This window comes from Thalassobaculum sp. OXR-137 (assembly GCF_034377285.1).
Taxonomy (GTDB): domain Bacteria; phylum Pseudomonadota; class Alphaproteobacteria; order Thalassobaculales; family Thalassobaculaceae; genus Thalassobaculum.
This window is the reverse complement of the sequence record NZ_CP139715.1, coordinates 854864-879107: the sequence shown is the minus strand read 5'-3', so window position 1 is coordinate 879107 and position 24244 is coordinate 854864. Positions and strand designations below refer to the sequence as shown.

Annotated in this window: 22 protein-coding genes; 9 read left to right on the top strand and 13 right to left on the bottom strand. The window is 69.7% G+C overall.

Annotation, left to right across the window (positions count from 1 at the left end):
• Window positions 1-31: 31 nt before the first annotated feature.
• Window positions 32-1165 carry an efflux RND transporter periplasmic adaptor subunit gene (locus T8K17_RS04115; RefSeq protein ID WP_322333237.1) on the bottom strand — a complete coding sequence of 378 codons (1134 nt, stop codon included), beginning with the start codon at window positions 1163-1165 and terminating at the stop codon, window positions 32-34.
• A 222-nt stretch (window positions 1166-1387) separates the two neighbouring features.
• Here T8K17_RS04115 and T8K17_RS04110 point away from each other — a divergent pair, with 222 nt between their 5' ends.
• A complete protein-coding gene (locus T8K17_RS04110; protein WP_416153167.1) occupies window positions 1388-1981 on the top strand; it encodes a TetR/AcrR family transcriptional regulator in 594 nt (197 codons plus the stop codon).
• Here the strand turns inward: T8K17_RS04110 and T8K17_RS04105 are convergent.
• The 3 genes from T8K17_RS04105 to hemP all read right to left on the bottom strand — a co-directional run bounded on the left by T8K17_RS04105 (window position 1978) and on the right by hemP (window position 5252).
• On the bottom strand, window positions 1978-2658 hold the full coding sequence (locus T8K17_RS04105; protein WP_322333235.1) for a Fe2+-dependent dioxygenase: 681 nt from the start codon (window positions 2656-2658) through the stop codon (window positions 1978-1980). The two genes, T8K17_RS04110 and T8K17_RS04105, sit on opposite strands and share 4 nt — an antisense overlap.
• A gap of 55 nt (window positions 2659-2713) precedes the next feature.
• Window positions 2714-4966, bottom strand: coding sequence for a TonB-dependent siderophore receptor (locus T8K17_RS04100; RefSeq protein WP_322333234.1), 2253 nt, complete (start codon window positions 4964-4966; stop codon window positions 2714-2716).
• A gap of 97 nt (window positions 4967-5063) precedes the next feature.
• Window positions 5064-5252 (bottom strand): hemin uptake protein HemP, encoded by a 189-nt coding sequence (gene hemP, locus T8K17_RS04095; protein WP_322333233.1) that lies wholly within the window; start codon window positions 5250-5252, stop codon window positions 5064-5066.
• Window positions 5253-5399: 147 nt separating this feature from the next.
• On the opposite strand from hemP, the gene T8K17_RS04090 reads away from it, so the two are divergent.
• From T8K17_RS04090 to T8K17_RS04070, 5 genes are read left to right on the top strand one after another with little or no spacing between them, the layout of a single operon-like run.
• A complete protein-coding gene (locus T8K17_RS04090) occupies window positions 5400-6077 on the top strand; it encodes a PepSY-associated TM helix domain-containing protein (protein WP_322333232.1) in 678 nt (225 codons plus the stop codon).
• A gap of 11 nt (window positions 6078-6088) precedes the next feature.
• Entirely contained in the window at window positions 6089-6604 is a 516-nt protein-coding gene (locus T8K17_RS04085) for a DUF2271 domain-containing protein (protein ID WP_322333231.1), read from the top strand.
• 59 nt (window positions 6605-6663) lie between these two features.
• Entirely contained in the window at window positions 6664-7470 is an 807-nt protein-coding gene (locus T8K17_RS04080) for a DUF4198 domain-containing protein (protein WP_322333230.1), read from the top strand.
• Window positions 7471-7529: 59 nt separating this feature from the next.
• On the top strand, window positions 7530-8453 hold the full coding sequence (locus tag T8K17_RS04075) for an FAD:protein FMN transferase (protein ID WP_322333229.1): 924 nt from the start codon (window positions 7530-7532) through the stop codon (window positions 8451-8453).
• Window positions 8450-9883, top strand: a complete 1434-nt coding sequence (locus tag T8K17_RS04070; protein ID WP_322333228.1) for an NADPH cytochrome P450 oxidoreductase family protein — start codon at window positions 8450-8452, stop codon at window positions 9881-9883. Before T8K17_RS04075 ends, T8K17_RS04070 begins: the two co-directional genes overlap by 4 nt.
• A gap of 9 nt (window positions 9884-9892) precedes the next feature.
• On the opposite strand, the gene T8K17_RS04065 is transcribed toward T8K17_RS04070, so the two are convergent.
• The 4 genes from T8K17_RS04065 to polA all read right to left on the bottom strand — a co-directional run bounded on the left by T8K17_RS04065 (window position 9893) and on the right by polA (window position 15942).
• The gene (locus tag T8K17_RS04065) at window positions 9893-11269 is read right to left on the bottom strand and encodes an RsmB/NOP family class I SAM-dependent RNA methyltransferase (RefSeq protein WP_322333227.1); all 1377 of its coding nucleotides are present in this window, start codon (window positions 11267-11269) and stop codon (window positions 9893-9895) included.
• Window positions 11270-11336: 67 nt separating this feature from the next.
• Window positions 11337-12104 (bottom strand): Hpt domain-containing protein, encoded by a 768-nt coding sequence (locus tag T8K17_RS04060; RefSeq protein WP_322333226.1) that lies wholly within the window; start codon window positions 12102-12104, stop codon window positions 11337-11339.
• A 75-nt stretch (window positions 12105-12179) separates the two neighbouring features.
• The gene (locus T8K17_RS04055; RefSeq protein ID WP_322333225.1) at window positions 12180-13106 is read right to left on the bottom strand and encodes an arginase family protein; all 927 of its coding nucleotides are present in this window, start codon (window positions 13104-13106) and stop codon (window positions 12180-12182) included.
• A gap of 13 nt (window positions 13107-13119) precedes the next feature.
• Window positions 13120-15942, bottom strand: coding sequence for a DNA polymerase I (polA, locus tag T8K17_RS04050; protein ID WP_322333224.1), 2823 nt, complete (start codon window positions 15940-15942; stop codon window positions 13120-13122).
• 107 nt (window positions 15943-16049) lie between these two features.
• Between polA and T8K17_RS04045 the strand changes: the two genes are divergently transcribed.
• On the top strand, window positions 16050-16391 hold the full coding sequence (locus tag T8K17_RS04045) for a pesticin C-terminus-like muramidase (protein ID WP_322333223.1): 342 nt from the start codon (window positions 16050-16052) through the stop codon (window positions 16389-16391).
• Window positions 16392-16410: 19 nt separating this feature from the next.
• On the opposite strand, the gene T8K17_RS04040 is transcribed toward T8K17_RS04045, so the two are convergent.
• Complete coding sequence (locus tag T8K17_RS04040; RefSeq protein WP_322333222.1) at window positions 16411-17079, bottom strand: hypothetical protein; 669 nt, start codon at window positions 17077-17079, stop codon at window positions 16411-16413.
• A 189-nt stretch (window positions 17080-17268) separates the two neighbouring features.
• Here T8K17_RS04040 and T8K17_RS04035 point away from each other — a divergent pair, with 189 nt between their 5' ends.
• Complete coding sequence (locus T8K17_RS04035) at window positions 17269-17751, top strand: YHS domain-containing (seleno)protein (protein WP_322333221.1); 483 nt, start codon at window positions 17269-17271, stop codon at window positions 17749-17751.
• Window positions 17752-17765: 14 nt separating this feature from the next.
• Here the strand turns inward: T8K17_RS04035 and T8K17_RS04030 are convergent, their stop codons facing one another.
• A complete protein-coding gene (locus tag T8K17_RS04030) occupies window positions 17766-17963 on the bottom strand; it encodes a zinc-finger domain-containing protein (protein WP_322333220.1) in 198 nt (65 codons plus the stop codon).
• 97 nt (window positions 17964-18060) lie between these two features.
• Between T8K17_RS04030 and T8K17_RS04025 the strand changes: the two genes are divergently transcribed.
• The gene (locus T8K17_RS04025) at window positions 18061-19047 is read left to right on the top strand and encodes an alpha/beta hydrolase (RefSeq protein ID WP_322333219.1); all 987 of its coding nucleotides are present in this window, start codon (window positions 18061-18063) and stop codon (window positions 19045-19047) included.
• 249 nt (window positions 19048-19296) lie between these two features.
• Here T8K17_RS04025 and T8K17_RS04020 read toward each other — a convergent pair whose 3' ends face one another.
• From T8K17_RS04020 to T8K17_RS04010, 3 genes are all read right to left on the bottom strand, one after another.
• Window positions 19297-21012: a feruloyl-CoA synthase gene (locus tag T8K17_RS04020; RefSeq protein WP_322333218.1), complete on the bottom strand. Its 1716-nt coding sequence runs from the start codon at window positions 21010-21012 to the stop codon at window positions 19297-19299.
• Window positions 21009-22898, bottom strand: coding sequence for a DNA helicase RecQ (gene recQ / locus T8K17_RS04015; RefSeq protein WP_322333217.1), 1890 nt, complete (start codon window positions 22896-22898; stop codon window positions 21009-21011). Before recQ ends, T8K17_RS04020 begins: the two co-directional genes overlap by 4 nt.
• Before the next feature lie 215 nt (window positions 22899-23113).
• Complete coding sequence (locus T8K17_RS04010) at window positions 23114-24058, bottom strand: IS110 family transposase (protein ID WP_322330493.1); 945 nt, start codon at window positions 24056-24058, stop codon at window positions 23114-23116.
• Window positions 24059-24244 lie beyond the last annotated feature (186 nt).

Below are 24244 nucleotides of genomic sequence, written 5' to 3'. Positions count from 1 at the left end.
GGCAGGGAGAGAGGGAGGACGGGGGACGGCGTCAGTTGGACGCCGTCTCCATCGGCAGGTCGGGAGTCATGGCGACCGTCTCGGCGGCGACGCGGGCGCCCGGCCGGACCCGCTGCAGGCCGTTGACGACGATCCGCTCGCCGGCGGCCAGACCGCTGGTCACGATCCGCAGGCGGCCGACATTCGGGCCGAGGGTGACCTCGCGATAGGCGACGGTGTCGGTCTCGTCGACCACCAGGACGAACTTCTTGCCCTGGTCGATGCCGACCGCCCGGTCGGTGATCAGCAGGGAGCGGGCCGTGCCCGCGGTGCCCATGCGCAGCCTGGCGAACTGGCCGGGGATCAGCATTCCGTCCGGATTGTCGAACTGGGCGCGGACATGGATCGTGCCGCTGGCCGCGTTGACCGTGTTGTCGATGAACTGCAGATGGCCGCGGATCGGCTCCTGGCCCTCGAAGGTCGGGGCCATCTCCACCGGGATGCGCGACACGTCGCGGACGCCGCCGGTGCCGAGGTCGCGGATCGCCTGCAGCACCACCTGCTCGTCAGCCTCGAAGCTGGCATAGATCGGATCGACCGAGACCAGGGTGGTCAGGGCCGGGGCGCTGGCGCCGGCCGGAACCAGGTTGCCGACATCGACCAGGATCTCGCCGACCCGGCCGGAGACCGGCGCGCGGATCTCGGTATAGCCGAGGTCGAGCTTGGCCTTTCTCAGGTCCGCCTCGGCCGCCTGGTGGTTGGCCTGGGCCTCGCGGTAGGCGTTGGCCCGGCTGTCGCCCTCGCGGATCGGCAGGGTCCGGGTCTTCACCAGCTGCTGGGCGCGGTCGTGCTCCTTCTTGGTGAAGGACAGACGGGCCCGGGCGGCGGTGGTCTGCGCCTCGGCCCGCGCCACCTCGGCGGCGAAGGGCTCCGGATCGATGGTCACCAGCAGATCGCCGGCCTGCACCAGACTGCCCTCGCGGAAATGCACGGCCAGGACCTGTCCGGCGACGCGGGAGCGCACGTCGACCCGCTCCACCGCCTCAAGACGCCCGGCGAATTCCTTCCAGCCCACCAGATCCTGGGCCTCGACCGTCGCGACGGAGACCGGAATGGCGGGCGGCGCCTGAACTGACGGGGCGGGTTCCGCCGCCGTCGCGGTCTCTTCGGAGAGGGAGGGAGACATGGCGATCATGCCGGCGGCGATGATTGCTGCTACCGCGGCCGATCCCAGTATGATTTTGTAGCCTCGGCCTTTGGAATGAGTACCGGCCATCGGAGCGCTCCATATCTAGTTTTGTACCGATTGGTATTAAATCGGTTCGCCGGATATGGAGGGTGGACATGGGAGGGTCAAGTACCCACCTTACCGATCGGTACAAAAAAAATCGAGTGGAGGATTCTGGCCATGAGTCGGCCGCGGACATTTTGTGAGGTAACTGCGCTCGACAGGGCCCTCGACGTGTTCTGGCGTTCCGGCTACGAGGGCGCGTCGATATCGGCCCTGACCGAGGCGATGGGCATCAACCGTCCGAGCCTCTATGCCACCTACGGCAACAAGGAAGAACTCTTCCAAAGGGCCCTGGCGCGCTACATCGAGCTGAAGAACGAGTTCTTCGAGGAGGTTCTGAAGGAACCCACCGCCCGGGACGTGGTCGCCAAACTGCTCGACGGGGCGGCCGAGATCCTCACCGATCCGGAGCATCCGGTCGGATGCCTGTCGGTGCAGGGCGCGCTGGCCTGTTCGGCGGATTCCGAGCCGGTTCATCTCGAGCTGGCGAAGATCCGGGCGAATTACGAGGCGCGGCTGCGCGAGCGGTTCGCGGAGGAATGCGCGGACGGCCGCCTGCCGCCGGGCACCGATCCGGACGTGCTGGCCCGCTTCGTCGCCACGATCAGCCACGGCATGTCGGTCCAGGCCAGCGGCGGCGCCACCTGCGAGCAGCTCAGGGACGTAGCGAAAATGGCGATGCGCGCCTGGCCGGTTCCCGACGCGGCCTAAACCTCGGCCCAGCGCCGCAGCAGGTTGTGATAGAGCGCCGTCAGGGCGACGAGGCTGCCCTGGTCGCGCTGTTCCGCCGACAGCCGCTGGATCGTGGTGTCGAGCTCGAACAGCATGGTCCGTTCGCCGTCGTCGCGCACCATGCTCTGCAGCCAGAAGAACGAGGACACCCGGGCGCCGCGCGTCACCGGGCGGACATGGTGCACGCTGGTCGACGGGTAGAGGATCAGGTCGCCGGCCGGCAGCTTCACCGCATGGGCGCCGTAGGTATCCTCCACCACCAGCTCTCCACCGTCGTAGTCGTCCGGCGCGCTGAGGAACAGGGTGCAGGACAGGTCGGTGCGGATCCGCTGGCCGGTGACCGGCGAGTAGCGGATCGAATTGTCCACGTGATTGCCGAAATTCTGGCCGCCGGCATAGCTGTTGAACAGCGGCGGAAAGATCGTATGCGGCAGGGCGGCCGATACGAACATCGGGTGCCGGTTCAGCGCCTGCAGGATCATCTCGCCGGCGGCTCGGGCTTCGTCGTCGCCTTCCGGGATCTGGGCGTTGTTCTTGACGGTGGCCGACTGGTGTCCGGCGGTCACCCGACCGTCGACCCAGCGGGCGGCGTCGACCAGCCGTCGGCATTCCTGGACCTGGTCGGGGGTGAGGACACCGGGGACATGCAGCATCATGGCGGGGAACGATCCTGGTAGGGGGCCCGGCCCATGTCTGGACCGGGCCGGGTGATCAGAACTTCGCGACGGCGGTGAGCAGGACCGAGCGGCCCGGCGCCACCGTGGCGAAATGGGTGGTGTACGGCTTGTCGAAGTAGCGCTCGTCGAAGATGTTGTTGGCGTTCAGACGCAGCGCGAGGTTCTCGGTCGGCTGGAACTCCACCATCGCGTCGAAGCGCCAGAATTCAGGCACGCTGCGGGTGTTGGCCGTGTCGCCGAAGCGGCTCGACATGTAGGTGGCGCCGCCGCCCAGGGTCCAGTCGGCGAACACGTCGTAGGTCGACCAGATGCTGAAGCTGTGCTCCGGCACGTTGGGGATCTCGTTGCCGTCGGTGGTGCCGGCCCCGTCGTCGACGATCTCCGACGCCATGTAGGTATAGCCGCCGAACACTTGCCACTTGTCGGTGATCCGGCCGGCGAGACCCAGCTCGAAGCCGTCGACCCGCTGCTCGCCGTCGAGCACCTGCTCGGTGCCGCCGGCCGGATCGGTGACCCGGGCATTGGTCTTCTCGGTACGGAAGATAGCGCCGGTGACCGACAGCTTGCGGTTCATCAGCTCCCACTTGGTGCCGATCTCGTAGCTGACCGAGCGTTCGGGATCGAGGTTCATGTTGGCGGCCGACAGGTTCTCCGAGCCCTCGCCGCCGCTGGCGCCGGACGGGTCGGAGGAGGTGCCGAAACTGGCGTAGATGCTGCCGTTCGGCAGCGGCTTGTAGACCACGCCGGCCTGGTAGTTCAGGAAGGTGTCGCTGGCCGATCCGTCGAAGTCGCCGCCGCGCCCGCCGCCGCTCTGCACCTCGGTCTTGTAGTTGTCCAGGCGCAGGCCGCCGTTGATCGACCATTGCGGCGTGAGCTCGATCGTGTCGAACGCATAGGCCGCCACGGTGGTGGTCTTCGCGTCGCGATAGCTGGAGGACGGGGTGATCGACCCGGTCCAGGGATCGCCCGGGTTCGGGTTGTAGAGATCGGTGCAGTTGTAGTTCGACGCGGCGCCGATCCCGGTGACCGAGCAGTCCCGGTTGCCGGTGTCGACCGAGTAGCCGCGGCTCTGGCTGTCCTCCTGGCTGGCTTCCACACCGAAGATGAAGCTGTGGCCGAACCAGCCGTCATGGGCGTTGCCGAGCAGCTCGGTGTTGTTGGCGACGATCTCGGTGTCGGAGTTGCGGCTCTTGATCGCCCGCCAGACCGACCCGTTGGCGACGTTGCCGGCGCTGTCGTCCGGGTTGGTGACGATGTAGTCGATGGTCGACCAGCTATAGCGGGTAACGTTGCGCACCGTCAGCGCGTCGGTGACGTCGTGCTCCAGCGTCAGGGTGACCTGGTCAGACTGGGTCTCGCGAAAGTCGCGGTTCGTCAGGCCGTAGAAGTTGTCACGGTCGACATCCACGGGCTGGCCGGTCGTCCGGTCGTAGGGGATGCCGTAATCCGGCGTGTCGTCGGTCTGGAAATGCGACAGGGCGAGGGTGCCCCGGGTCGGACCGTTCATGCCGACCGAAATCGACGGGGCGATGCCGTACTGGCTCATCTCGACGGAATCGCGGCCCGCCACCTCGCCGTCATGGCCGAGCACGTTCATGCGCACCGCCACGCTCTCGTTGACGGCGTAGTTGGCGTCGACCGTCGCGCGCTTGGTCTTGTCGGTGCCGACGGTGGCCGAGCCCTCCACGAAGGTCTCCGCCTTCGGGGTCTTGGTGACCAGGTTGATGCTGCCGCCGGTGGAGCCGCGCCCGGCGAAGGCGGAGCCCGGCCCCTTCACGATCTCGACCTGCTCCAGGTTGAAGGTGCCTCGGGTCTGTGCGCCGGTGTCGCGCAGGCCGTCGATATAGACGTTGCTCTCGGCGTTGAAGCCGCGGATCAGCGGCCGGTCGGAGCCGGGCACCCCGCCTTCTCCGGCGCCCAGGGTGATGCCCGGCGTTGTGCGGAACACCTCCTCCAGGGTCGTCGCCCCGCGTTGCTCGATCACCTCCTCGGGGATCACGGTCACGCTTTTCGGCGTGTCGAGCAGCGGGGCGGTGAACTTGTCGCTGGCCGAGCGGTCGACCTTGTAGCCGACCGGCCGGTCGCCGACCACGTTCACCGGATCCAGCACGATGCTGCTCGAGGTCTCGCTCGCCGGCGCGGCGGACGGGGTGGCCGACGGTGTGGTCGATTGGGCCAGGGCGGTGGTGGTCATGGCGCAGGACAGCAGGACGCCGACGGCGGTGCCGGCCCGCAGGCGCTCGGGAAGCGGCGTTATCGGCCGTGGGCCGAGGTCGAGTTCGGACATGAACGGGATCTCCGTAGCGAGGTCAGAGTGTCGGTCTGGCTGGCTAGCGGAGGACGGCGTCCGTCTCCTGCATGGCTGGCTGGGCGGGTGGAACCCCTCATTTCGTGAGGAGCAGCTTTCCATTGCTGGTGAGGCGCAGGAGATATTCGGCGCCGCGGTGGACGAGGCACACCTCGCGGTCGGCGCCCAGAAGGTCGGCGACGTCGATCCGGCGACGGATCGCGTCCGGTTCGACGGTCCGGGGCTTACCCGTCGGTGCGTTCTGCATCGGGTTGTCGTCGGTCATCGGGCCTGGCGGTCAAGAATGCGGCGGGTTGGGATCGCAGAAGTGGCGGCCGAGCGTGATCGACCTTATTGCAAATGCTTCGCATTACCGTTAATGCTTGTCAAGACGCTCATCCCCCCGTCCGGCACAACCCTGGAACCGTTTCCCATGTCCGTAAGCCGTTCTGATATCGCGACGGTCGCGATCCGGAACCCCGCGGCTCCACGCCCGGCCGCCGGGTGGGGTCGGGCGTTCTGGCTGCGTCAGATCCGTCTGTGGCACTGGGTGTCGGCAGCGTTGAGCCTGATCGGCATGGTGTTCTTCGCCGCCACCGGCATCACCCTGAACCACGCGGCCGACATCCCGGCCGCCCCGCAGCGCGTCGAGTGGACCGGGACGCTGCCGCCGGCGCTCGCCGCCGAGACCGCCGCCGCCGCCCGGCGGCAGGACGCCGCGCTGCCCGACGCCGTGGCCGACTGGCTGGCGCCGCGCGCCGGGATCGACCCGCGCGACCGGCCGGTGGAATGGTCGGCGGGCGAGGCCTATGTCGCCCTGCCCCGGCCCGGCGGCGATGCCTGGGTGGCGATCGCCCTGCCAGATGGCGCGGTGACGGCGGAGCGCACTTCTCGCGGACCGGTCGCCTTCCTGAACGACCTGCACAAAGGGCGCGACACCGGCGACGTCTGGCGCTGGTTCATCGACGCGTTCGCCGGCGCGACCCTTATCTTCAGCCTCACCGGCCTCGGCCTGCTCTGGCTGAACGCCGGCGCCCGGCCGTCGACCTGGCCGCTGGTCGGCTTCGGGCTCCTGGCCCCCGTCCTTCTCGTCATTCTGTTCATCCACTGATCGGGACCCCCATGCGCATCGTCCTCACCGCGACCCTCGGCGGCGTCCTCGCCACGCCGGCCCTCGCTTCCTCCCTGGAAGTGACCGTCGATATCCCCGAGTTGGCCGTCGCCGAGTATCACCGGCCCTATGTCGGGATCTGGCTGGAGCGGCCGGACAGCTCCGTCGCCGCCAATCTGGCGCTCTGGTACGACCACGACATGCGCGGCGGCGAGGGCACCAAATGGCTCAAGGACATGCGCCAGTGGTGGCGCCGCATCGGCCGCGACCTGTCCCCCGCCGAGATCGACGGGGTCAGCGGCCCGACCCGCGCGCCGGGCAGCCAGGAGGTCGTCTTCGAGGTGCCGGGCGAGGCCGTCGCCGGTCTGGCCGACGGCGACTACGTGCTGGTGGTGGAGGCCGCCCGCGAGGTCGGCGGCCGCGAGGTGGTGCGGGTGCCGTTCTCCTGGCCGGCCGCCGCGGCGACCACCCGCGACGCCTCCGGTGCCGAGGAACTTGGCCGGGTGACCGTCACCGTCCGGCCCTGACCCCCGCTTTCTTGCCCTCTCTTCCCCGTCCTGTCCCCCATCTTGCCAGGAGGCCGCGCATGACCCGCGTTCTGACCCTGACTTTCGCCGCCGTTCTCGGCCTGCTGCCGCTCCCCGCCGAGGCGCACCGCGCCTGGCTGCTGCCGTCGACCACCGTCCTGTCGGGCGAGGATCCCTGGATCACCGTCGACGCTGCCGTCTCCAACGACCTGTTCGTGTTCGAACACCGCCCGCTCGGGCTCGACGACCTGACGCTGACCGGCCCGGACGGCCAGCCCGTGGCGGCCGAGAACAAAGCCACTGGCCGGTTCCGCAGCACCTTCGACCTGCCGCTGGCTCAGCCCGGGACCTACCGGCTGGCCGTGGTCTCGTCCGGCTATTTCGCCCGCTACGAGCTCGACGGCGCGCGCAAGCGCTGGCGCGGCGCAAAGGAGGAGATCGCCACCGCCATCCCCGCTTCGGCCACCAACGTGGCGATCAGCCGGTTCGACAACCGCGTGGAAACCTTCGTGACGGTGGGCCCGCCGACAAAAGAGGCGCTGGCGCCGGTCGGCGCGGGGCTGGAGATGGTGGCGGTCACCCATCCCAACGATCTCTATGCCGGCGAGACGGCGCGGTTCCGGTTCCTGCTGGACGGCGGCCCGGTGGAGGGCCTGGAGGTCGAGGTGGTGCAGGGCGACGGCCGCTACCGCTCGGAGGCCGGCGACCGGGTCTTGCGGACCGACGCCGACGGCATGGTCGAGATCGCCTGGCCGGAAGCCGGGCGCTACTGGATCGGCACCGATATCCGCAGCGACGACAAGGATGCCGACGGCGCCACCCGCCGTGCCGGCTATACCGCGACCGTGGAAGTGCTGCCCCAGTGACCGGGGTCTCGGCACCCGCCCCAGTCTCGGCCCCGTCGGCATCCGGCTGGCGGGTTCTGGTGCCGCCGGGACTGCCGGCGCCGGATCGCTGGCCCGACCGGGCGGCAACGCTTCACCGGCTGGGCGGCGAAACCATGGGCACGTCCTGGCGCGCCACGGCCGTCGCCGGACCCGACCTGGACACCGCCGCGCTGGCCGCCGCGATCCACCGGGACTTCGAGGCCGTCTGCGATGCGCTGAGCACCTGGCGGCCGGCGTCGGAGATCAGCCGCTTCAACCGCGCACCCGCCGGAAGCCGGGTGCCGGTGAGCGGGCTTTTCGCCGCCGTGCTCGGCCGGGCGCTGGAGATCGCCGCGCTGACCGGGGGCGCGTTCGACCCCACGGTCGGCGGCTGGCGTCAGGGCCATGACCGGATCGGCCGGTGGCGCGACGTGGAGCTCGACCGCCGGAACCGCACCGCGACCCAGCCGGGCGGCCTAGTGCTCGAGCTGTCCGCCATCGCCAAGGGCCATGCGGTGGACCGCCTCTCCGCCCGTCTGGCCGAGGCCGGGGCGGTGTCCCATCTGGCGGAAATCGGCGGCGAGTTCGTCGGCCGCGGCGTCAAGCCGGACCGCCGCCCCTGGTGGGTCGCCCTGGAGCGGCTGGGGTCGGGACGCGACGGCGATCCGCAGACCCTGGTGGCGCTGAGCGATGCCGCCCTGGCGACCTCCGGCTACCGGACCCGCACCGGCCGGCCCCTGGGGGAGCTGATCGATCCGCGCTCGGGCCGTCCCTATGCCGGCGACACCCTGGCCGTGTCCGTCCTGACCGGCTGCTGCGGGGATGCCGACGCCTTCGCCACCGGGCTGCTGGTCATGGGGCCGGAGAAGGGCATGGCGGCGGCGGACGCCCATGGCCTTGCCGCCCGCTTCCTGATCCGCACGCGGCAGGGTGTCGAGGCGCGGCTGTCCCGGGCGATGGCGGCGATGGACGGCCCCTCATGACCTTGGCACTGCCCGTGCCCGCCGACCGCCTGCCGGGCGCCCGGTTCCGGGTCGCCGCGCTGGGGGCCGGGATGCTCGCCGTCGCCGGCCTTTGCCTAGTCCTGCCGGCGGACGGATCGGCTGCCGCACGCGCCCTGGAGGCCGGGGCGGCGGTCGCGCTCTATCTCGCCTTCTGCTGCGCCGTCCTGCTCCCCGGCCGGTCGGAGAGGAGCGACGGCGATGGCGGCTGGCTGGTCGTGCATGCGAGCCAGACCGGTACCGCCGCCGATCTGGCCGCCCAGGCCGCAAGCCGGCTCGCCGCCGCCGGGCTTTCTGCCCGCCTCGTGCCCCTCGGCGAAATCGGGGTCGCCGACCTCGCCGTCGCCCGCCGGGCGCTGTTCGTGGTGGCGACGACGGGGGAGGGAGAGCCACCGGATCCGGCGATCCGGTTTCATCGCACGGCCATGGCGGCGCCGGCTGACCTGTCCGGTCTCGACTACGCCCTGGTCGCGCTGGGCGACAGCGACTACCCGGCGTTCTGCGGCTTCGGCCGGGCCCTGGATTCCTGGCTGCAGGCGTCGGGCGCGCGGCCGCTGACCGAAAGGGCCGAGATCGACGCGATGATGCCCGCCAGCCGGACGGGCTGGACCCGGGTGCTCGACCGGATCGCCGGCCCGGACATTTCTCCCCCTGCGGGGGATGGGTCGGCGCCCTGGCGCATCGACCGGGTGGCGCGCCAGAGCACCGGCCCGATGCCGGATCGCGAGGATCTGGCCCTAGTGCGGCTGGTGCCGGAGGGGCCTTTGCCGGACTGGGGGGCCGGTGACGTGGCGGAGATTTCGGTGGGCGACAGCCGGCGCGACTACACCATCGCCTCGCTGCCGGCGGAGGGTGGGCTGTCGCTGGTCGTGCGGCCGGCGTTCCACCCCGACGGCAGTCCCGGCCTGGGGACCGGGCTGCTCACCGCGACGGGGGCGGCCGGACGCCGGATCGGCCTGCGCATCCGCGCCAACCCGCACCTGCGCTGCCCGCCGCTGGACCGGCCGATGCTGCTGATCGGTGCCGGGTCGGGGATCGCCGGGATCCGCGCGCAGCTTGCCGCCAGGATCGCCGCCGGCGGCGGGGCGAACTGGGTGGTCTATGGCGACCGTCTGCCGGCTACGTCCACGGGACCCCAGGCGGAACTGCTGGCCTGGCACCGGGCCGGCTGGATCGGCCGCCTCGACCTCGCCTTCTCGCGCGGCGACGGCGAGCGGTGCCGGGTTCCCGACCGGCTGCGCGGCGAGGCGGAGACCCTGCGCGATTGGCTCGCCCGGGACGCGGTGGTCTATGTGTGCGGCGGGGCCGACGGCATCGGCGCCTCGGTCCACGCCCTGCTGGTGGAGATGCTGGGCGAGGGTGTGCTGCAGGAGATGGCGGCGCGCGGCGACTACCGGCGCGACGTGTACTGAGCCGGCCGGTCAGCCCTTGATCAGGCGGCAGGCGTAGAACCCGTCCATGCCGCCGAAGTCGGCCAGGTGATCCGGCCGGGTGCGCAGATCGCCCTCGGCGGTGATCAGCGCGTCGAGGCCGCCGATCTCCTGGGCCGCGATCGGCACCCGGCGCACGGCCGGGTTGCGCGCCAGCAGGGCGGCGATCCGGTCGATCCCTTCGGCGCTCTCCAGGGAGCAGGTGCAGAACACCACCGTGCCGCCCGGCTTCACGATCTCCAGCGCCGCATTCAGCAGTCGGTCCTGCAGGCCCACGAGCTTGGCCACGTCGGCCTCGCCCTTCAGCCAGGGGATGTCCGGATGCCGGCGCAGGGTGCCGGTGGCCGAGCAGGGGGCGTCGAGCAGGACCGCGTCGACCGGCAGCGGCGGCCGCCACTTGGCGGCGTCGGCGGTCACGCAAGTGGCGGAAAGCTGCAGGCGGCTGAGGTTCTCCTGCATCCGCTTGACCCGCTTGGCCGCCCGGTCGACGGCCAGGACATTGGCCGCGGCGGCGGCGAGCTGGGCGGTCTTGCCGCCTGGAGCGGCGCAGAGGTCGACCACCGTCTTGCCGGCGACGTCGCCCAGCAGCTTCACCGGCAGGGCGGCGGCAGCGTCCTGCACCCACCAGGCGCCCTCGGCGAAGCCCGGCAGGGCGTCGATGCGGCCCTCGATCGGCCGGCGCAGGGTGCCGGTCGGCAGCATCTGCGCGCCCAGCGTCTCGGCCCAGGGGGCGGGGTCGGATTTCACCGTGATGTCCAGTACCGGCTCGCGCTGCACGGCGGCGGCCATGGCTTCGGCGGTCTCGTCGCCATAGGTCGCGCGCCAGCTCCGCGCCAGCCAGTGGGGCAGGGCGTCCAGCGCCGGCAGGGCCTCGATCGCGGCACTGCCTTCCCGGTCGAGCCGGCGCAGCACGGCGTTGGTCAGCTTGACGAATTTCTCATGGCCGCGCGAGCGCACCAGATTGACCGCGCTGTCCACCGCGGCGTGCGGCGCGACCTTCAGGATCAGCAGCTCTGTCGCTGCGATCCGCAGCACGTCGCGCACGGCCGAGGCCTTCAGCGGCAGCGGCTGGGACAGGCAGGCGTCGATCATGCGGTCCACATGGCCCAGCCGGCGCAGGGTCGTCGCCACCAGGGTGCGGGCGAAGCCGCGGTCGCGGTCCGGCAGCCAGTTCATCCCGTCATGGGCGACCAGCGCCTCGTCCAGCGGCGTCTTCTTGGCCAGGACCGCGCGCAGCAGGTCGAAGGCGACGCTGCGGGCGGCGGAGATCTTGGCATCGCCAGTGTGCGCGTCGCTGGTGTGCGCGTCGCCGGGAGAGGGGGAGTCGGGCGTGGGGGTGTCGGAGCTCATGGCGGCGGGTTTGAGCACGGCTCGCCCGTCAAGCAAAGCGGAAAGGCGCGTCCCCGCCGCCCCGTCGGTGCGAGATCGCCCCGGATCAGCGCGGCGTCACTCCGGTCAGGACCGCGCCGAGATCGTCGGACAGGGTCTTGCCCAGCCGCACGACGCCGGCGTCCTTCGGCAGGCCGGCCAGCTCCGGATGATTCCGGTCGAAGGAGGTGACCACCGCGCAGGGCAGGTCCGCCGTCGCCTTGATGCTGCGCAGGGCGTTGATCAGGTCGACGCCGGAGATCCCGTCCATCACGGCCGAGGTGAGCACGATGTCCGGCCGCTCGGTCACCGAGAGGCGCACCGCGTCGAACACGTCCAGCGCGGTCTGGGCGCGGAAGCCGCAATTGGCCAGCTCGCGCGACAGCATGTGGCCCATGGTCCGGGCCCGGATCACCACCAGGGCGTGGCCCGGCTTGGCCGACACGCTGGTCGGATCGAAATCCGCCAGGACCGGCAGCCGGCTCTGCATCTTGGCGGAGGTCTTGGGGTCCGGCTCGCGGCCGAGCTCGATCAGATCCGACAGACAGTCGACGAAGCGCTGGTAGTCCTCGATCGGCAGGGGCGTCTGATCGAGGGTCGCCGACATGTAGTCTTCGAACCGGTGGGCGACGGTGGCGACGGTGCGGAACTGGAAGTTCGCGGCGGCACCCTTCACGCTGTGGATCTCGCGCGACAGGGTCATGATGGCGTCCCGGTTCGCCTTCCCCGAACTGGCGAGGTTGGTCAGCGAGACCTGCATGCGCGCCAGCCGGTCGGAGGATTCGCCGAGGAATTCCTGCGTCAGATTAGCAACGATATCGTCGAACAGTGCCATGGAACCCCATCCCCAAATGACCGCCGGTCGGAAAGACGCGGCGCGGAACCCTGCCGCGAGACTATTAAAGTTTCGTCAACGGGCAGTCGAGGAAATCGCACCGATCGCATTGACGAGGATCCGCGCGGCGGTGAGGGCGGACAAACCGTCCGGGTCGCGCTCGGGGATGAACTCGATCATGTCGAAGGCCCGCAGCCGGGCCTTGGCCGCCACGCCGTGGATCAGCTCGATCGCCTGGGTGTAGCTCAGCCCGCCCGGGGTCGGGGCGACGACGGCCTTCATGATCGACGGATCCAGGGCGTCGCAATCCAGCGTGATCAGGCAGTTGGCGCCGGCCGGAATATGCTCCAGCGCGGCCTCGATGCCGTGGCGGTGGATCTCGCGGGCGGTGACGATGTCCGCCCCCCAGGTCTCGGCGATCTGCACTTCCTCCTGCATGGCGGAACCCAGGCCGCGGATACCGACCTGCACGATGCGCTCCACATGGGCCATCTCCGAGGCCCGGCGCATGGTGCTGGAGAAGCCGTATTTCTCGCCGCGCCGTTCGTCGCGCCAGTCGATATGGGCGTCGACCTGGACGACGGTCAGCGGGCCGAGCGGCGCCAGCGCCTCGATGAAGGGTATCGGCACGGAATCGTCGCCGCCGATCATGATCGGCACCGCCCCCGCCGCCACGACGGCGGCGGTGGCCGCCCGGATCTTCTCCCGGTTGCCGGCCCCGTCCAGGGAGGCGGTCTTCAGGTCGCCGGCATCCAGGAACTTCAGGCTGCCGTCGTCGTCCAGCGGCCGGCCCAGGTCGAAATCCCAGTGATGCGCCCAGCCGGCATCGTGATTGAGCGCCCGGCGGAGCGTCGCCGCCGTGCCGGCGAGCGCTTCGTTGCTGAACTCCGGATAGGGCGTGCCGTGGGGTGCGCCGAACAGCACGATCTCGGCCTCGGCCAGGGGCAGGTCGGTGCGCGCCCCGAAGAAGGCGGGCGCCGGGGCGGTGGTGTCGAGGTTCATGTCTCGGGGTCCCTCAATGCGCGGTGGCCCAGCTCTCGCCCCAGCCGGCCTCGGCGACCAGCGGGACCGACAGCTTCAGGACCGGGGCGGCGGCCCCCTCCATCACTTCCTTCACCAGGGCAGCGGTCGCTTCGACGTCGCCCTCGGGCACCTCGAAGAGCAGTTCGTCATGCACCTGCAGCAGCATCCGGGCCTTGGAGTTCGCCCGCTGCAGCGCGACCGGCAGGCGCACCATGGCGCGCTTGATGATGTCGGCGGCCGTGCCCTGGATCGGCGCGTTGATCGCCGCGCGCTCGCCGAAGTTCCGCATCGCCGGGTTCTTCTCGCGGATCGCGTTGATATGGACCTTGCGGCCGAACCGGGTCTCCACGAAGCCCCATTCGTGCGCCCGCCGCTTCATCTCGTCCATGTAGTCGCGGATGCCGGGGAAGCGCTCGAAATAGGCGTTGATGTATTGCTGCGCCTCGCCCTGGGGCGTGCCGAGCTGGCGCGCCAGGCCGAAGCCGGAAATGCCGTAGATGATGCCGAAATTGATCGCCTTGGCCTTGCGGCGGATGTCCGGCGTCATCTCCGACAGCGGCACACCAAACACCTCCGAGGCGGTTTGGGCGTGGATGTCGATGCCCTCGCGGAAGGCGGCACGCATGGTCTCCAGCCCGGCGATGTCGGCGACCAGCCGCAGCTCGATCTGCGAGTAGTCGACCGAGAGCAGCAGGTTGCCCGGCTCGGCGACGAAGGCGGTGCGGATCTTGCGCCCCTCCTCGGTGCGGATCGGGATGTTCTGCAGGTTCGGGTCGTTGGAGGACAGCCGGCCGGTGGCCGCACCGGTCATCGAATAGGAGGTGTGCACCCGGTTGGTCTCCGGGTTGATGTCGCCCACCAGCGCGTCGGTATAGGTCGACTTCAGCTTGGCGATCTGGCGGTAGTCGAGCACCTTCTCCGCCAGCTCGATGCCCTGGGCGGCGAGCGCCTCCAGCACGTCGGCGCCGGTGCTGTAGGCGCCGGTCTTGCCCTTCTTGCCGCCGGGAATGCCCATCTTGTCGAACAGGATCTCGCCGAGCTGCTTGGGGGAGGCGACGTTGAACGGCTCGCCGGCCAGGGCGTGGATCTCGCCCTCGCGCTCGACCAGGCGCTTGGCGAAATCGGCCGACATGTCGTTCAGGATCTTCGGGTCGACCCGGATGCCGTTGCGCTCCATGTCGACCAGCACCGGGATCAGCGGCCGCTCCAGGGTCTCGTAGACCGTCGTCATGTGCTCGTCGACCAGGCGCGGGCGCAGCACCTGATGCAGGCGCCACGCCATGTCCGCGTCCTCGGCGGCATAGTCCCGGGCCCTGTCGAGCGGCACTTCGGCGAAGCCGATCTGGCTCTTGCCCTTGCCGCAGACCTCCTCGAACTTGATGTTGCGATGCTCGAAATGCAGCAGCGACAGCTCGTCGAGCCCATGGCCGTGCAGCCCGCCCTCCAGCACGTAGGAGGCGCACATGGTGTCGTCGAGCGGTGCCACCGCGATGCCGCCATTGGATTTCCGGCTCAGCACCAGGCAGTCGTATTTGGCGTTGTGGGCGATCTTCAGGACCGCCGGATTCTCGAACAGCCACTTCAGCGCGGCGATGGCCGGCTCGAACGGCACCTGCTCCGGGTTGTCGCCGGCGGAGGGGGCGGAGAGCAGCTCGCCCTGGGCGGCGGAACCCACATGGCGCAGGGGGATGTAGCAGGCCCTGCCCGGTGCCAGGGCGAGGGACACGCCCACCAGCTCGGCCCGCATGGCGTTGAGCGAGGTCGTTTCGGTGTCGAAAGCAACCGCCCCCTGGGCCTCCGCCGCGGCGATCCAGCCCTGCAGCGCCGCCATGTCGGTCACCAGCTCGTAGCCGGCCGCCTCACCGGTCGGAGCGGAGACGGCGGCGGTGGACGCGGTCTCGCCGGCGGCCTGTCCGGCCTCGCTTTCGAACCGGGCGATCAGCCGCTTGAAGTTCTGCTCGCGCAGGAAGGCCAGAATCTTGTCGGAATCGATCCCGCGGACCACCAGGTCGCCCAGCGGCTCCGGCACGTTCACGTCATCCTTCAGGGTGACGAGCTGCTTGGAGATGCGGGCCAGCTCGGCATGTTCGATCAGGTTCTCGCGCCGTTTGGGCTGCTTGATCTCCCCCGCGCGCTCCAGAAGGGTCTCCAGGTCGCCGTATTCGCCGATGAGCTGGGCGGCGGTCTTGACGCCGATGCCGGGCACCCCGGGCACGTTGTCGACGCTGTCGCCGGCCAGCGCCTGGACGTCGACCACCTTGTTCGGGGCGACGCCGAACTTCTCCATCACCTGATCCGGGCCGATCGCCACGTTCTTCATCGGGTCGAACATGTCGACGCCGGGCCGCACGAGCTGCATCAGGTCCTTGTCGGAAGACACGATGGTGACGCGCCAGCCCTGCTCCACCGCCTGGCGGGCATAGGTCGCGATGATGTCGTCGGCCTCGAACCCGTCCATCTCGATGCAGGGCGCGTTGAAGGCGCGGGTCGCTTCGCGGATCAGCGGGAATTGCGGGACCAGATCCTCCGGCGCGTCGGGGCGCTGGGCCTTGTACTGAGGGTAGATGTCGTTGCGGAAGCTGAACCGGCTGGCGTCGAAGATCACCGCCATGTGGTCGGCATCCATGTCGTCAATCAGCTTCACCAGCATGTTGGAGAAGCCGAACACCGCGTTCACCGGCGTTCCGTCCCGCCGGCTCATGGGCGGCAGGGCGTGATAGGCGCGGAAAATGTAGCCCGACCCGTCCACCAGGAAGAGGTGGCTCTGCCCCGGTTCGGTGGGGGTCGGGACGGCGGGGGCGCAGGTGTCGGCCATCGGATCTTCCGGGGCTGGTGAGGCTGGGCGCGACTCTAAAGGACGGAGGCGTTTCGGCAACCGCGAAGCGCGTCGACGGGCGGTCCTATCGCCCATGATTATAGGATATGAACGAGGACTTCTCGGTCGCCCTGGCGGTTTGGGAGAAATTCGAAGACGACTATAAGAAATTTACAATTCAACCGATGATCCAGAGCTACAACGCGGTGCTTCAGCCTGGAATGGTGCGGTTTGGGGATTTGCCGCCAGAGTTTCAGACCGTCATAGCGTCCGTCACGTGGCAGTACGGCAATCTGGCGACGCAGACACCGACATTCTGGAAGCACATCACCGCTCAGGATTGGGAGGCGGCCCTGGCCGAACTTCGGAATTTCAGGGACGACCACCAGAGCCGACGTCATCAGGAAGCCGACCACATGGAGCCCGCCCTCCGGCGCCTGAGGCAATAGCATCGTCGGTCGCGGGCCGTCAGCGCTGCGGTGGCCGATCGCCAAAGGGCTGGAAGAGGCTCCGAAGCGTCCGGTCGGAGGAAAAGGTCGGGGCGGTCCGGATCTCGATGTCGGAGTACCGGACGGACTGACCCTCGGAAACCGCCCGATGGACCGCGTCGGCGAAGGCATCGGCGCATCTCGCAAGGAGACTCGGCCGACCGTCATCGGCTGCGGGCACGAAAATTTCCGCCTCGATCGAGACGACCTGACGGTCAAGCGGGTTTCCGAGCCGATCGAAATTGTCGTCCACGCGGAAGAAGGGATGAAAGATCACGGCACACAGGGCAGCGGTTTCCGTATCGAGGACGACCACGCCCTTGGAGGCCGAGCATTCATGCACCCGACAACTCTCGGCGGTCAGGAACCGGTCGTCCCCGCTGAGCCGCAGCGCTTGGCCGGGCAGGCTCAGAACCTCCATGACGGAGCCCGAGGCCGTCGCTCCCGGATACAGGATGTCCGAGCGGACACACGTAGGCAGGAACCGCTCCAGCACCTTCCGGAAAACATCGGTGCGCACCAGTGTATTCGAAGGCTGACCCGCGAGTGCGCGCAGGCCATGGAGCGGCGCGGACTCCGAGCGCGCCCAGGCCAGGCTGCAAGCCAGCACCACGGCGGCGACTGCCAGGAGGAGGCGGAGCGTCGTCATATCGTCACTATGCACGAGGCAGGGTCAGAAAAGTAAACGTGGACCTGATTTGTCCTCACAGTGCGCCCCAGTCCTGCCTCACGGACCCTTTACCGCAAGGTCGCGGGCGCGTGATGTCGCGCGACCGCCGTCTGCCCGTATGCTCGGGAAATCGATCGGGAACTGTCCGCACAGGGAAGCAAGCAGGTCATGCAGTACGTGTCGTTTTCCAAGGGCCTGGCCCGTGTCGTCGGCATCCTGGCGGTCGCCGGGCTGATCGCCTTCGTCGGGCCGCGGATCACCCATGCCGGACAGGACCCGGTCTATACCGAGTTCCTGTCGAGCACGGCGGTGGACGGTTACGATCCGGTCGCCTACTTCACCGACGGCAAGCCGGTGGAGGGCTCGGACAAGTTCGAGACCGAGTACAAGGGCGCGACCTGGCGCTTCACCTCGGCCGAGCACCGCGACGCCTTCATCGCCAATCCGGGCAAATACGCACCGCAATACGGCGACTACTGCGCCTGGGCGGTGTCCCAGGGCTATACGGCCAAGGGCGACCCGCAGCATTGGCGCATCGTCGACGGCCGGCTGTACCTGAACTACAACGCCGACGTTCAGAAGAAATGGGAAGCCGACGTCCCCGGCCACATCAAGGCGGCCGACGGCAACTGGCCTAAAGTCCTGGAATAGACCGGACCGGCCGCTCAGGCGGCGTGTTCGCCCGCACCCTCGGCGACCATGACATAGGTCTTGGAGCAGTAGGGGCAGACCACCTTGTGCTCGTCCTCGGGGATCTCCAGGAACACCCGGGGGTGGCCCAGCGGGCCGTCGCCGCCGTCGCAGGCGACCCGGTGTCCGGTCACTTCGATGGTCTCGAACGCGTCGTTGCCTACCGCCGCCATGGCCCGTCCCTCCGCGCTGCCGCGCTTGTTCACGTGATCGCCGGATGATACCCACGACCGCGTCTCCCGCAAGGATTTGATACTGTCGGATGGGGTCATGGGGTCGGTCCGCCTGTCGTTAACCATCGTTTGCCTGTTTGTCCTGGCCGCCTGCGCGCCGCAGCTCGCCCCGCCGGGCAAGGATGCGGTGGTGCCCAAACTGGTGCAGCGGCCCTTCGCGGTGATGGATGACGGCATCCGCCTGCCGATGCGGATCTGGCGGCCGGACGGCCCCGCCGCGGCGGCCGTCGTCGCCCTGCACGGCTTCGGCGACTATTCCAACGCCTTCGACGAGCTCGGCGACGACCTGTCGGCCCAGGGGGTGGCGGTCTATGCGGCGGACCAGCGCGGCTTCGGCGAGGCCCCGGGGTACGGCATGTGGGCCGGCGGCGACCGCATGGCCCGCGATGCGGAGACCCTCGTCCGCCTGGCGAAGGCCGACATGCCGGGCGTGCCCGTCTACCTGCTGGGCGAGAGCATGGGCGGGGCGGTGGCGATGCTCGCCCTGTCCTATCCGGAGACCGAAGCGGACGGTGCGGTGCTGTCGGCGCCGGCGGTCTGGGGCCGCGACTGGATGCCGCTGTTCCAGACGCTGCCGCTGGACATCATGGCCCATACGGTTCCCTGGCTGCCGCTGGAGCCCCGCGGCATCCGGATCATCCCGAGCGACAATTTCGCCATGCTGCGGGAGCTGGCGCGCGACCCGCTGTTCATCAAGCGGCCGCGGGTCGACACGGTCTACGGTCTGGTGGCGCTGATGGACGCCGCCCAGCAACAGGCGCCCAACCTGCGCGGGCCGATCCTCGTGCTCTACGGCCGCAAGGACCAGCTCGTGCCGCGCAGACCGACCTGCGCCATGCTGAAGGCCCTGCCGCCGGACCGCCGGGTGGCGCTGTACGAGGACGGCTATCACATGCTGTTCCGCGACCTGGAGCGCGAACAGGTCATCGCCGACATCGCCGCCTGGACGCGGGATCCGGAAGCGGCCCTGCCCTCGGGGGAGGAGGCGGACGCCGCCACGCTGCGGCGGTTCTGCGGGGACTGACCCTCCAGCCGTCATCCTGATGCAAATCAGGATCAAGCACCCGGCTTCTGTGCACCGGATCGAGTTTCGTATTCCTTCCCTAACCCACTCCCCGGCCTTGTGCCGGGGCCTACGGCAGGGTGCGCCCGAGCACTAAAGGGTATAGTCGACCGCGATCTAGCGATGGATGGGTGGGTCCCGGCACAAGGCCGGGAAGTGCGGTGATGGAAGGGTGAGTGGCTTGGTCCTGACGTGCGTCAGGATGACGTCCTAAAGAACGATCACGTCCCGCGCCGGCGGGGTGGCGAAGAGGTGCCAGACCCGGTCGGAGCGGCGCTCCAGGATGCGGCGCTGGTTCAGGTAGCCCTTGTCGGTGATCTCGCCCGCATCGACGTTCGGCGGCTCGTCCAGGATCAGGGCGCGGGCAATCCGGGTGCTGGAGGCCGGATTGGCGGCGTTGTGCCGCATCAGCCCCTCGCGGATCGCGTCCGCCGTCGCGTCCGGCTTGGCGAAGACCAGGATGCCGACCGCGTCCCGGTCGTGACCGGCGATCACCACATCGCTGACCGCTGCCCCGCAAGTGGCGATCACCGCCACCCGCAGCGCGCCGACGCTGACCCAGGTGCCGGTGGACAGCTTGAAATCCTCGGCGATCCGGCCGTCGAAGATGATCCCGGCATTCGGGTCCACCGGATCGGCCAGCCGCACCGCGTCGCCGCTCAGGAAATAGCCCTCGGCATCGAACGCCTCTGCCGTCAGGTCGTCGCGGCCCGCGTAGCCGGGCGAGATGTTCGGGCCGCGCAGGGCGATCTGCAGCTTGTCGCCGGTCGGCACCAGCTTGGCCTCCACCCCCGGCACCGGCACCCCGACCACGCCGGTGCCCTCCAACACCAGATGGGCGGCCAGCGCCATGGGGGCGGTCTCCGTGGTGCCGTAGCAGGTGGTCAGCACCGGCAGCTCGCCGGTCGCCGCCAGACCCAGCGCCTCGACCCGCCGCCACAGGGACAGGGGCAGGGTGGCGCCGGCATAGAACACGAACTCCAGGCTCTCGAAGAACCGGTCGCGCAGGGCTGTATCCGCCTCCAGGTGGGGCAGCAGCATGTCCAGCCCGCGCGGCACGTTGAAATGCAGGGTGGGGCGGACGAGGCGGAGGTTCTCCACCGTGCGGGCGATCCGCTCCGCGGTGGGGCGGCCGTCGTCGATATACAGGGTGCCGCCATGGCTGATGGCGAGGCCGAGATTCTGGTTGCCACCGAAGGTATGGCTCCAGGGCAGCCAGTCGAGCATGACCGGCGGCCGCTCGACCAGGAACGGCCAGACCTGGCCCAGGGCCGCCTGGTTGGAGGCCAGCATCCGGTGGGTGTTGATCACCCCCTTGGGCGTGCCGGTCGAGCCGGAGGTGAACAGGATCTTGGCGACGTCGTCGCCGCCGATCTCGTGCAGGGCGCCGGGCTCGGTCGCGGCCAGGGAAGAGACGTCGCCGATGAAGTCGGCCCCGCCGAAGTCGACCCCGGCCCGGGCCCGCTCGAACGGCGCCAGCCCCTCGGCCAGCACTAGGCCGGGCCGGACGATCTCCACGATCTGCTTCAGCTTGGCGAAGTCGCGCGACAGCAGCGAATAGGCGGGGGAGACCGGGCAGAACGGTACTCCGGCCCGGAACGCGCCCAGCATCAGCAGGGCCTGGTCGACCGAGTTCTCCGACAGGACCATGACCGCGCCGACGCCGCGCGCGATCAGGGCGGTGGCGATGCCCCGGCTGGCCCGGGCGGCCTCGGCGAAGCTCACCTCGCGCCAGCCGTCGCCCCGCCGCTCGGCCACCAGGACGCGGTCCGGCGTGCGGCTCGCCCAGCGGTCGAGATGATCGACGATGGTCTCCGGATGGGCGGCGAGCGGGGTGCGGGAGCGCAGGTGGATTGTGCCGTCGGAATCCCGGCGGATGGCGATGTCGGGCAGCGCGAAGGGCGCCCGTTTTCGCGCCGGCTTCATGCGGCCGCCCCGTCGGCCTCGCGGATCACGGCGAGGAACCGGGCACCGAACTTCTCCAGCTTGGCCTGGCCCACCCCATGGATCCCGGCGAAGGCCTCCAGCGAGGACGGCCGGCGCTCGGCCAGCTCGATCAGCGAGCGGTCGTGCAGCACGGTATAGGCCGGCAGGGAGAGTTCGCGGGCGATGTCGCGCCGCTCCTCCTTCAGGGCCCGCAGCAGGTCGGCGTTTTCCGGCGAGACGGTGGCCACGGTCTGCTCGCGGTCGCGCCCGGTCTTCGCGCGCTTGGCGGTGTCGCGGCGCAGGGTGACGCCGGCCTCGCCCTTCAGCACGGCGCGGCCGGTCTCGCCCACGGTCAGCCCGCCGAACCCGGCGGTGTCGATGGCAACGATGCCACAGGCGACGAGCTGGCGGATCACCGAGCGCCAGCCGTTGCGGTCGAACTCGGTGCCGACGCCGAAAGTTGGCAGCGCATCGTGGCCGTGGCGCTGGACGGCCTCGGTCTTGCCGCCGACCAGGATGTCGACGATATGGCCGGCACCGAAACGCTGGCCGGTGCGCAGGATGGCCGAGAGCACCTTCTGCGCCGGGACCAGCCCGTCCAGGGTCTCCGGCGGCTCCCGGCAGGTGTCGCAGTTGCCGCAGGGTTTCGCCATCGGCTCGCCCAGGGCGGCGAGCAGCGCCTGGCGGCGGCAGCCTGCGGTCTCGCAGATGCCCAGCAGGGTGTTGAGGCGGCGATGCTCGATCCGGCGCTGGTCCTCGCTTGCCCCGCTCTCGTCGACGAAGCGGCGGCGCTGGGCGATATCGGCCAGGCCGTAGAGCATCTGCACGGTGGCGGGCAGGCCGTCGCGCCCGGCGCGCCCGATCTCCTGGTAATAGGCCTCCACCGATCCGGGCACGTCGGTGTGGAAGACGAAGCGCACGTCCGGCTTGTCGATGCCCATGCCGAAGGCGATGGTGGCGCAGACGACGATCCCGTCCTCGGTGACGAAGCGGTCCTGATTGGCCGAGCGCACCTCCGGGTCGAGTCCGGCGTGATAGGGCACCGCCTTGATGCCCTGGCGGTTCAGGCCGGCCGCCGTCTCCTCCACCGCCCGGCGCGACAGGCAGTAGACGATGCCGCTCTCGCCCTGACGGTCGGCCAGGAAGGCCAGGAGCTGCTTCATCGGGCTGCGCTTCTCGGCGATGCGCAGATCCAGGTTCGGCCGGTCGAAGCCGAAGACGAATTCCCTTGCGTCGCCGCCGCACAGCCGGTCGACGATGTCGCGCCGCGTGGCGGCGTCGGCGGTGGCGGTGAAGGCGGCGGTCGGAACGCCGAGCCGCTCGCGCACCCGCGCCAGGGTGAGATAGTCCGGCCTGAAGGCGTGGCCCCACTGGCTGATGCAGTGCGCCTCGTCCACCACCAGCCGGGTGACGCCGATCTCCGACAGGTCGTCGAGGATGCCGTCCAGGGCCAGGCGCTCGGGCGCGATGTAGAGCAGCCGCAGCTCGCCGGAGCGGGCCTGGCGCCAGATGTCGCCGTTGGTGCCGGGCGCGTTGCCGGAATGCATGGCGGCCGCGCAGACCCCCTGCAGGCGCAGGGAGCGGACCTGGTCTTCCATCAGCGCGATCAGCGGCGACACGACGACCGTCAGCCCGCCATCCATGACGGCGGGAAGCTGGAAGCAGAGCGACTTGCCCGCACCGGTCGGCATCACCGCGAGGGTGTCGCGGCCGGCGAGGATGCTGTCGATCACGTCGCGCTGGCCGGGCCGGAATTCGGCGAAGCCGAACACGTCGTGCAGCGCCGTCTCCGGGCAGCGGCCGGGGAGGGCGGGCGAAACGTCGAGGGAGTCGGGGTGGGCGAGAGCCATGGCCTCAGAGGTAGCACTGTCGCGGGTGCGGGTCATGGGGCCTTGGCATTCCGGCGGATCGCGGGCGTTGCGGGGCCATGGCTATGGCACCGGCAGGGCGCGAATCGCCGCGTTTGGCGCCCGGCGTATCCGACCGTACACATTCCCCACGTCATCCCGGGAGACCCCGGGCCCGACCCGGGGGCTGCCCGGGACCCAGGGCTCGGCGCTGGACGCATGGTCCCGACGTACGTCAGCGACTGTGATCTTGGTCAAGCGACTTGCCATGGCTTTTGATCTCTGACGATGGCGTTGAGGATGGTAAGCAGCTTTCTGGCGACGGCGATGAGGGCGACCATCTTGGGCTTTCCTGCAGCGATCAGTCTGGCGTGGAAGGCCTTGAGGGTAGGGTTGTAGCGCGCGCCGACCATGGCTGCGACGAACAGGGCGGTGCGTACGCTCGCGCGTCCGCCGCCGATGAAGGCTTTGCCGCGCCAAGTTCCCGATTGGCGCGTCCACGGTGCCAGCCCCGCCAGGGAGGCGATCTGGCGCCGGTCCAGTCGGCCGAGTTCGGGCAGATCGGCGAGCAGGGTGCGGGCGGTGGCCGGACCGATGCCGGGCACGCTGCGCAGCAGATCCTCCTGTGCCTGCCAGACCGGCGAGCCGCGGACCTGGTCGTCGATCTCGCGGTCGACCTCGTTCAGTTCCTTCTCCAGGGCCGTGATCAGACGCAGGATCGAGCGCCGCACCCGCGGTTCCGTGAGGCGGCTCTGACGCTGGCGCTCGGCGGCGATCATCGACACGATCTGCCGTCGCCGGGCCACCAGATCGGCCAGCAGGCGGCCGGACGCATCGGGCAATGCGCGCGGCTCAGGCCGGGTCGCCGCCAGGAACCGGGCGATCATCTCCGCATCGATCGGATCGGTCTTCGCCCGACGTCCCAGCGCCTGGGCGAAGGCCCGGATCTGGCGCGGATTGACCACGACGACCGGCAAGCCCGCCCCGGCCAGACCCGCCGCCACCACCGTCTCGAAGCCGCCCGTCGCCTCGACCCCCACCAGCGTTGCTCCCAGCGCTCCAAGACGCTCGGCCAACGCTGCAATCCCAGCGCCGTCACGCGGCACCGCCTCACATTCGCCCGGCCCTTGCGCGCCGAGCAGGATATGAACATCCAGACGGCTCTTGGAGACGTCGATACCCACGATCACCTGGTCCATCGCTACCCTGCCTTGCCTAAACGGGCTCGCCATATGGCGGTCCCGGCGACTGTTCGGGTTCGAGGGATGAACGGTGGATGGGCAACCTTGCTGACGTTCGGGCTCGCACGCTCCAGGACGACTCGGCGTCCCATCCACCACCGCTTCCGAAACTCTACCAGAAGCGGAAGACGATAAGTTACAAGG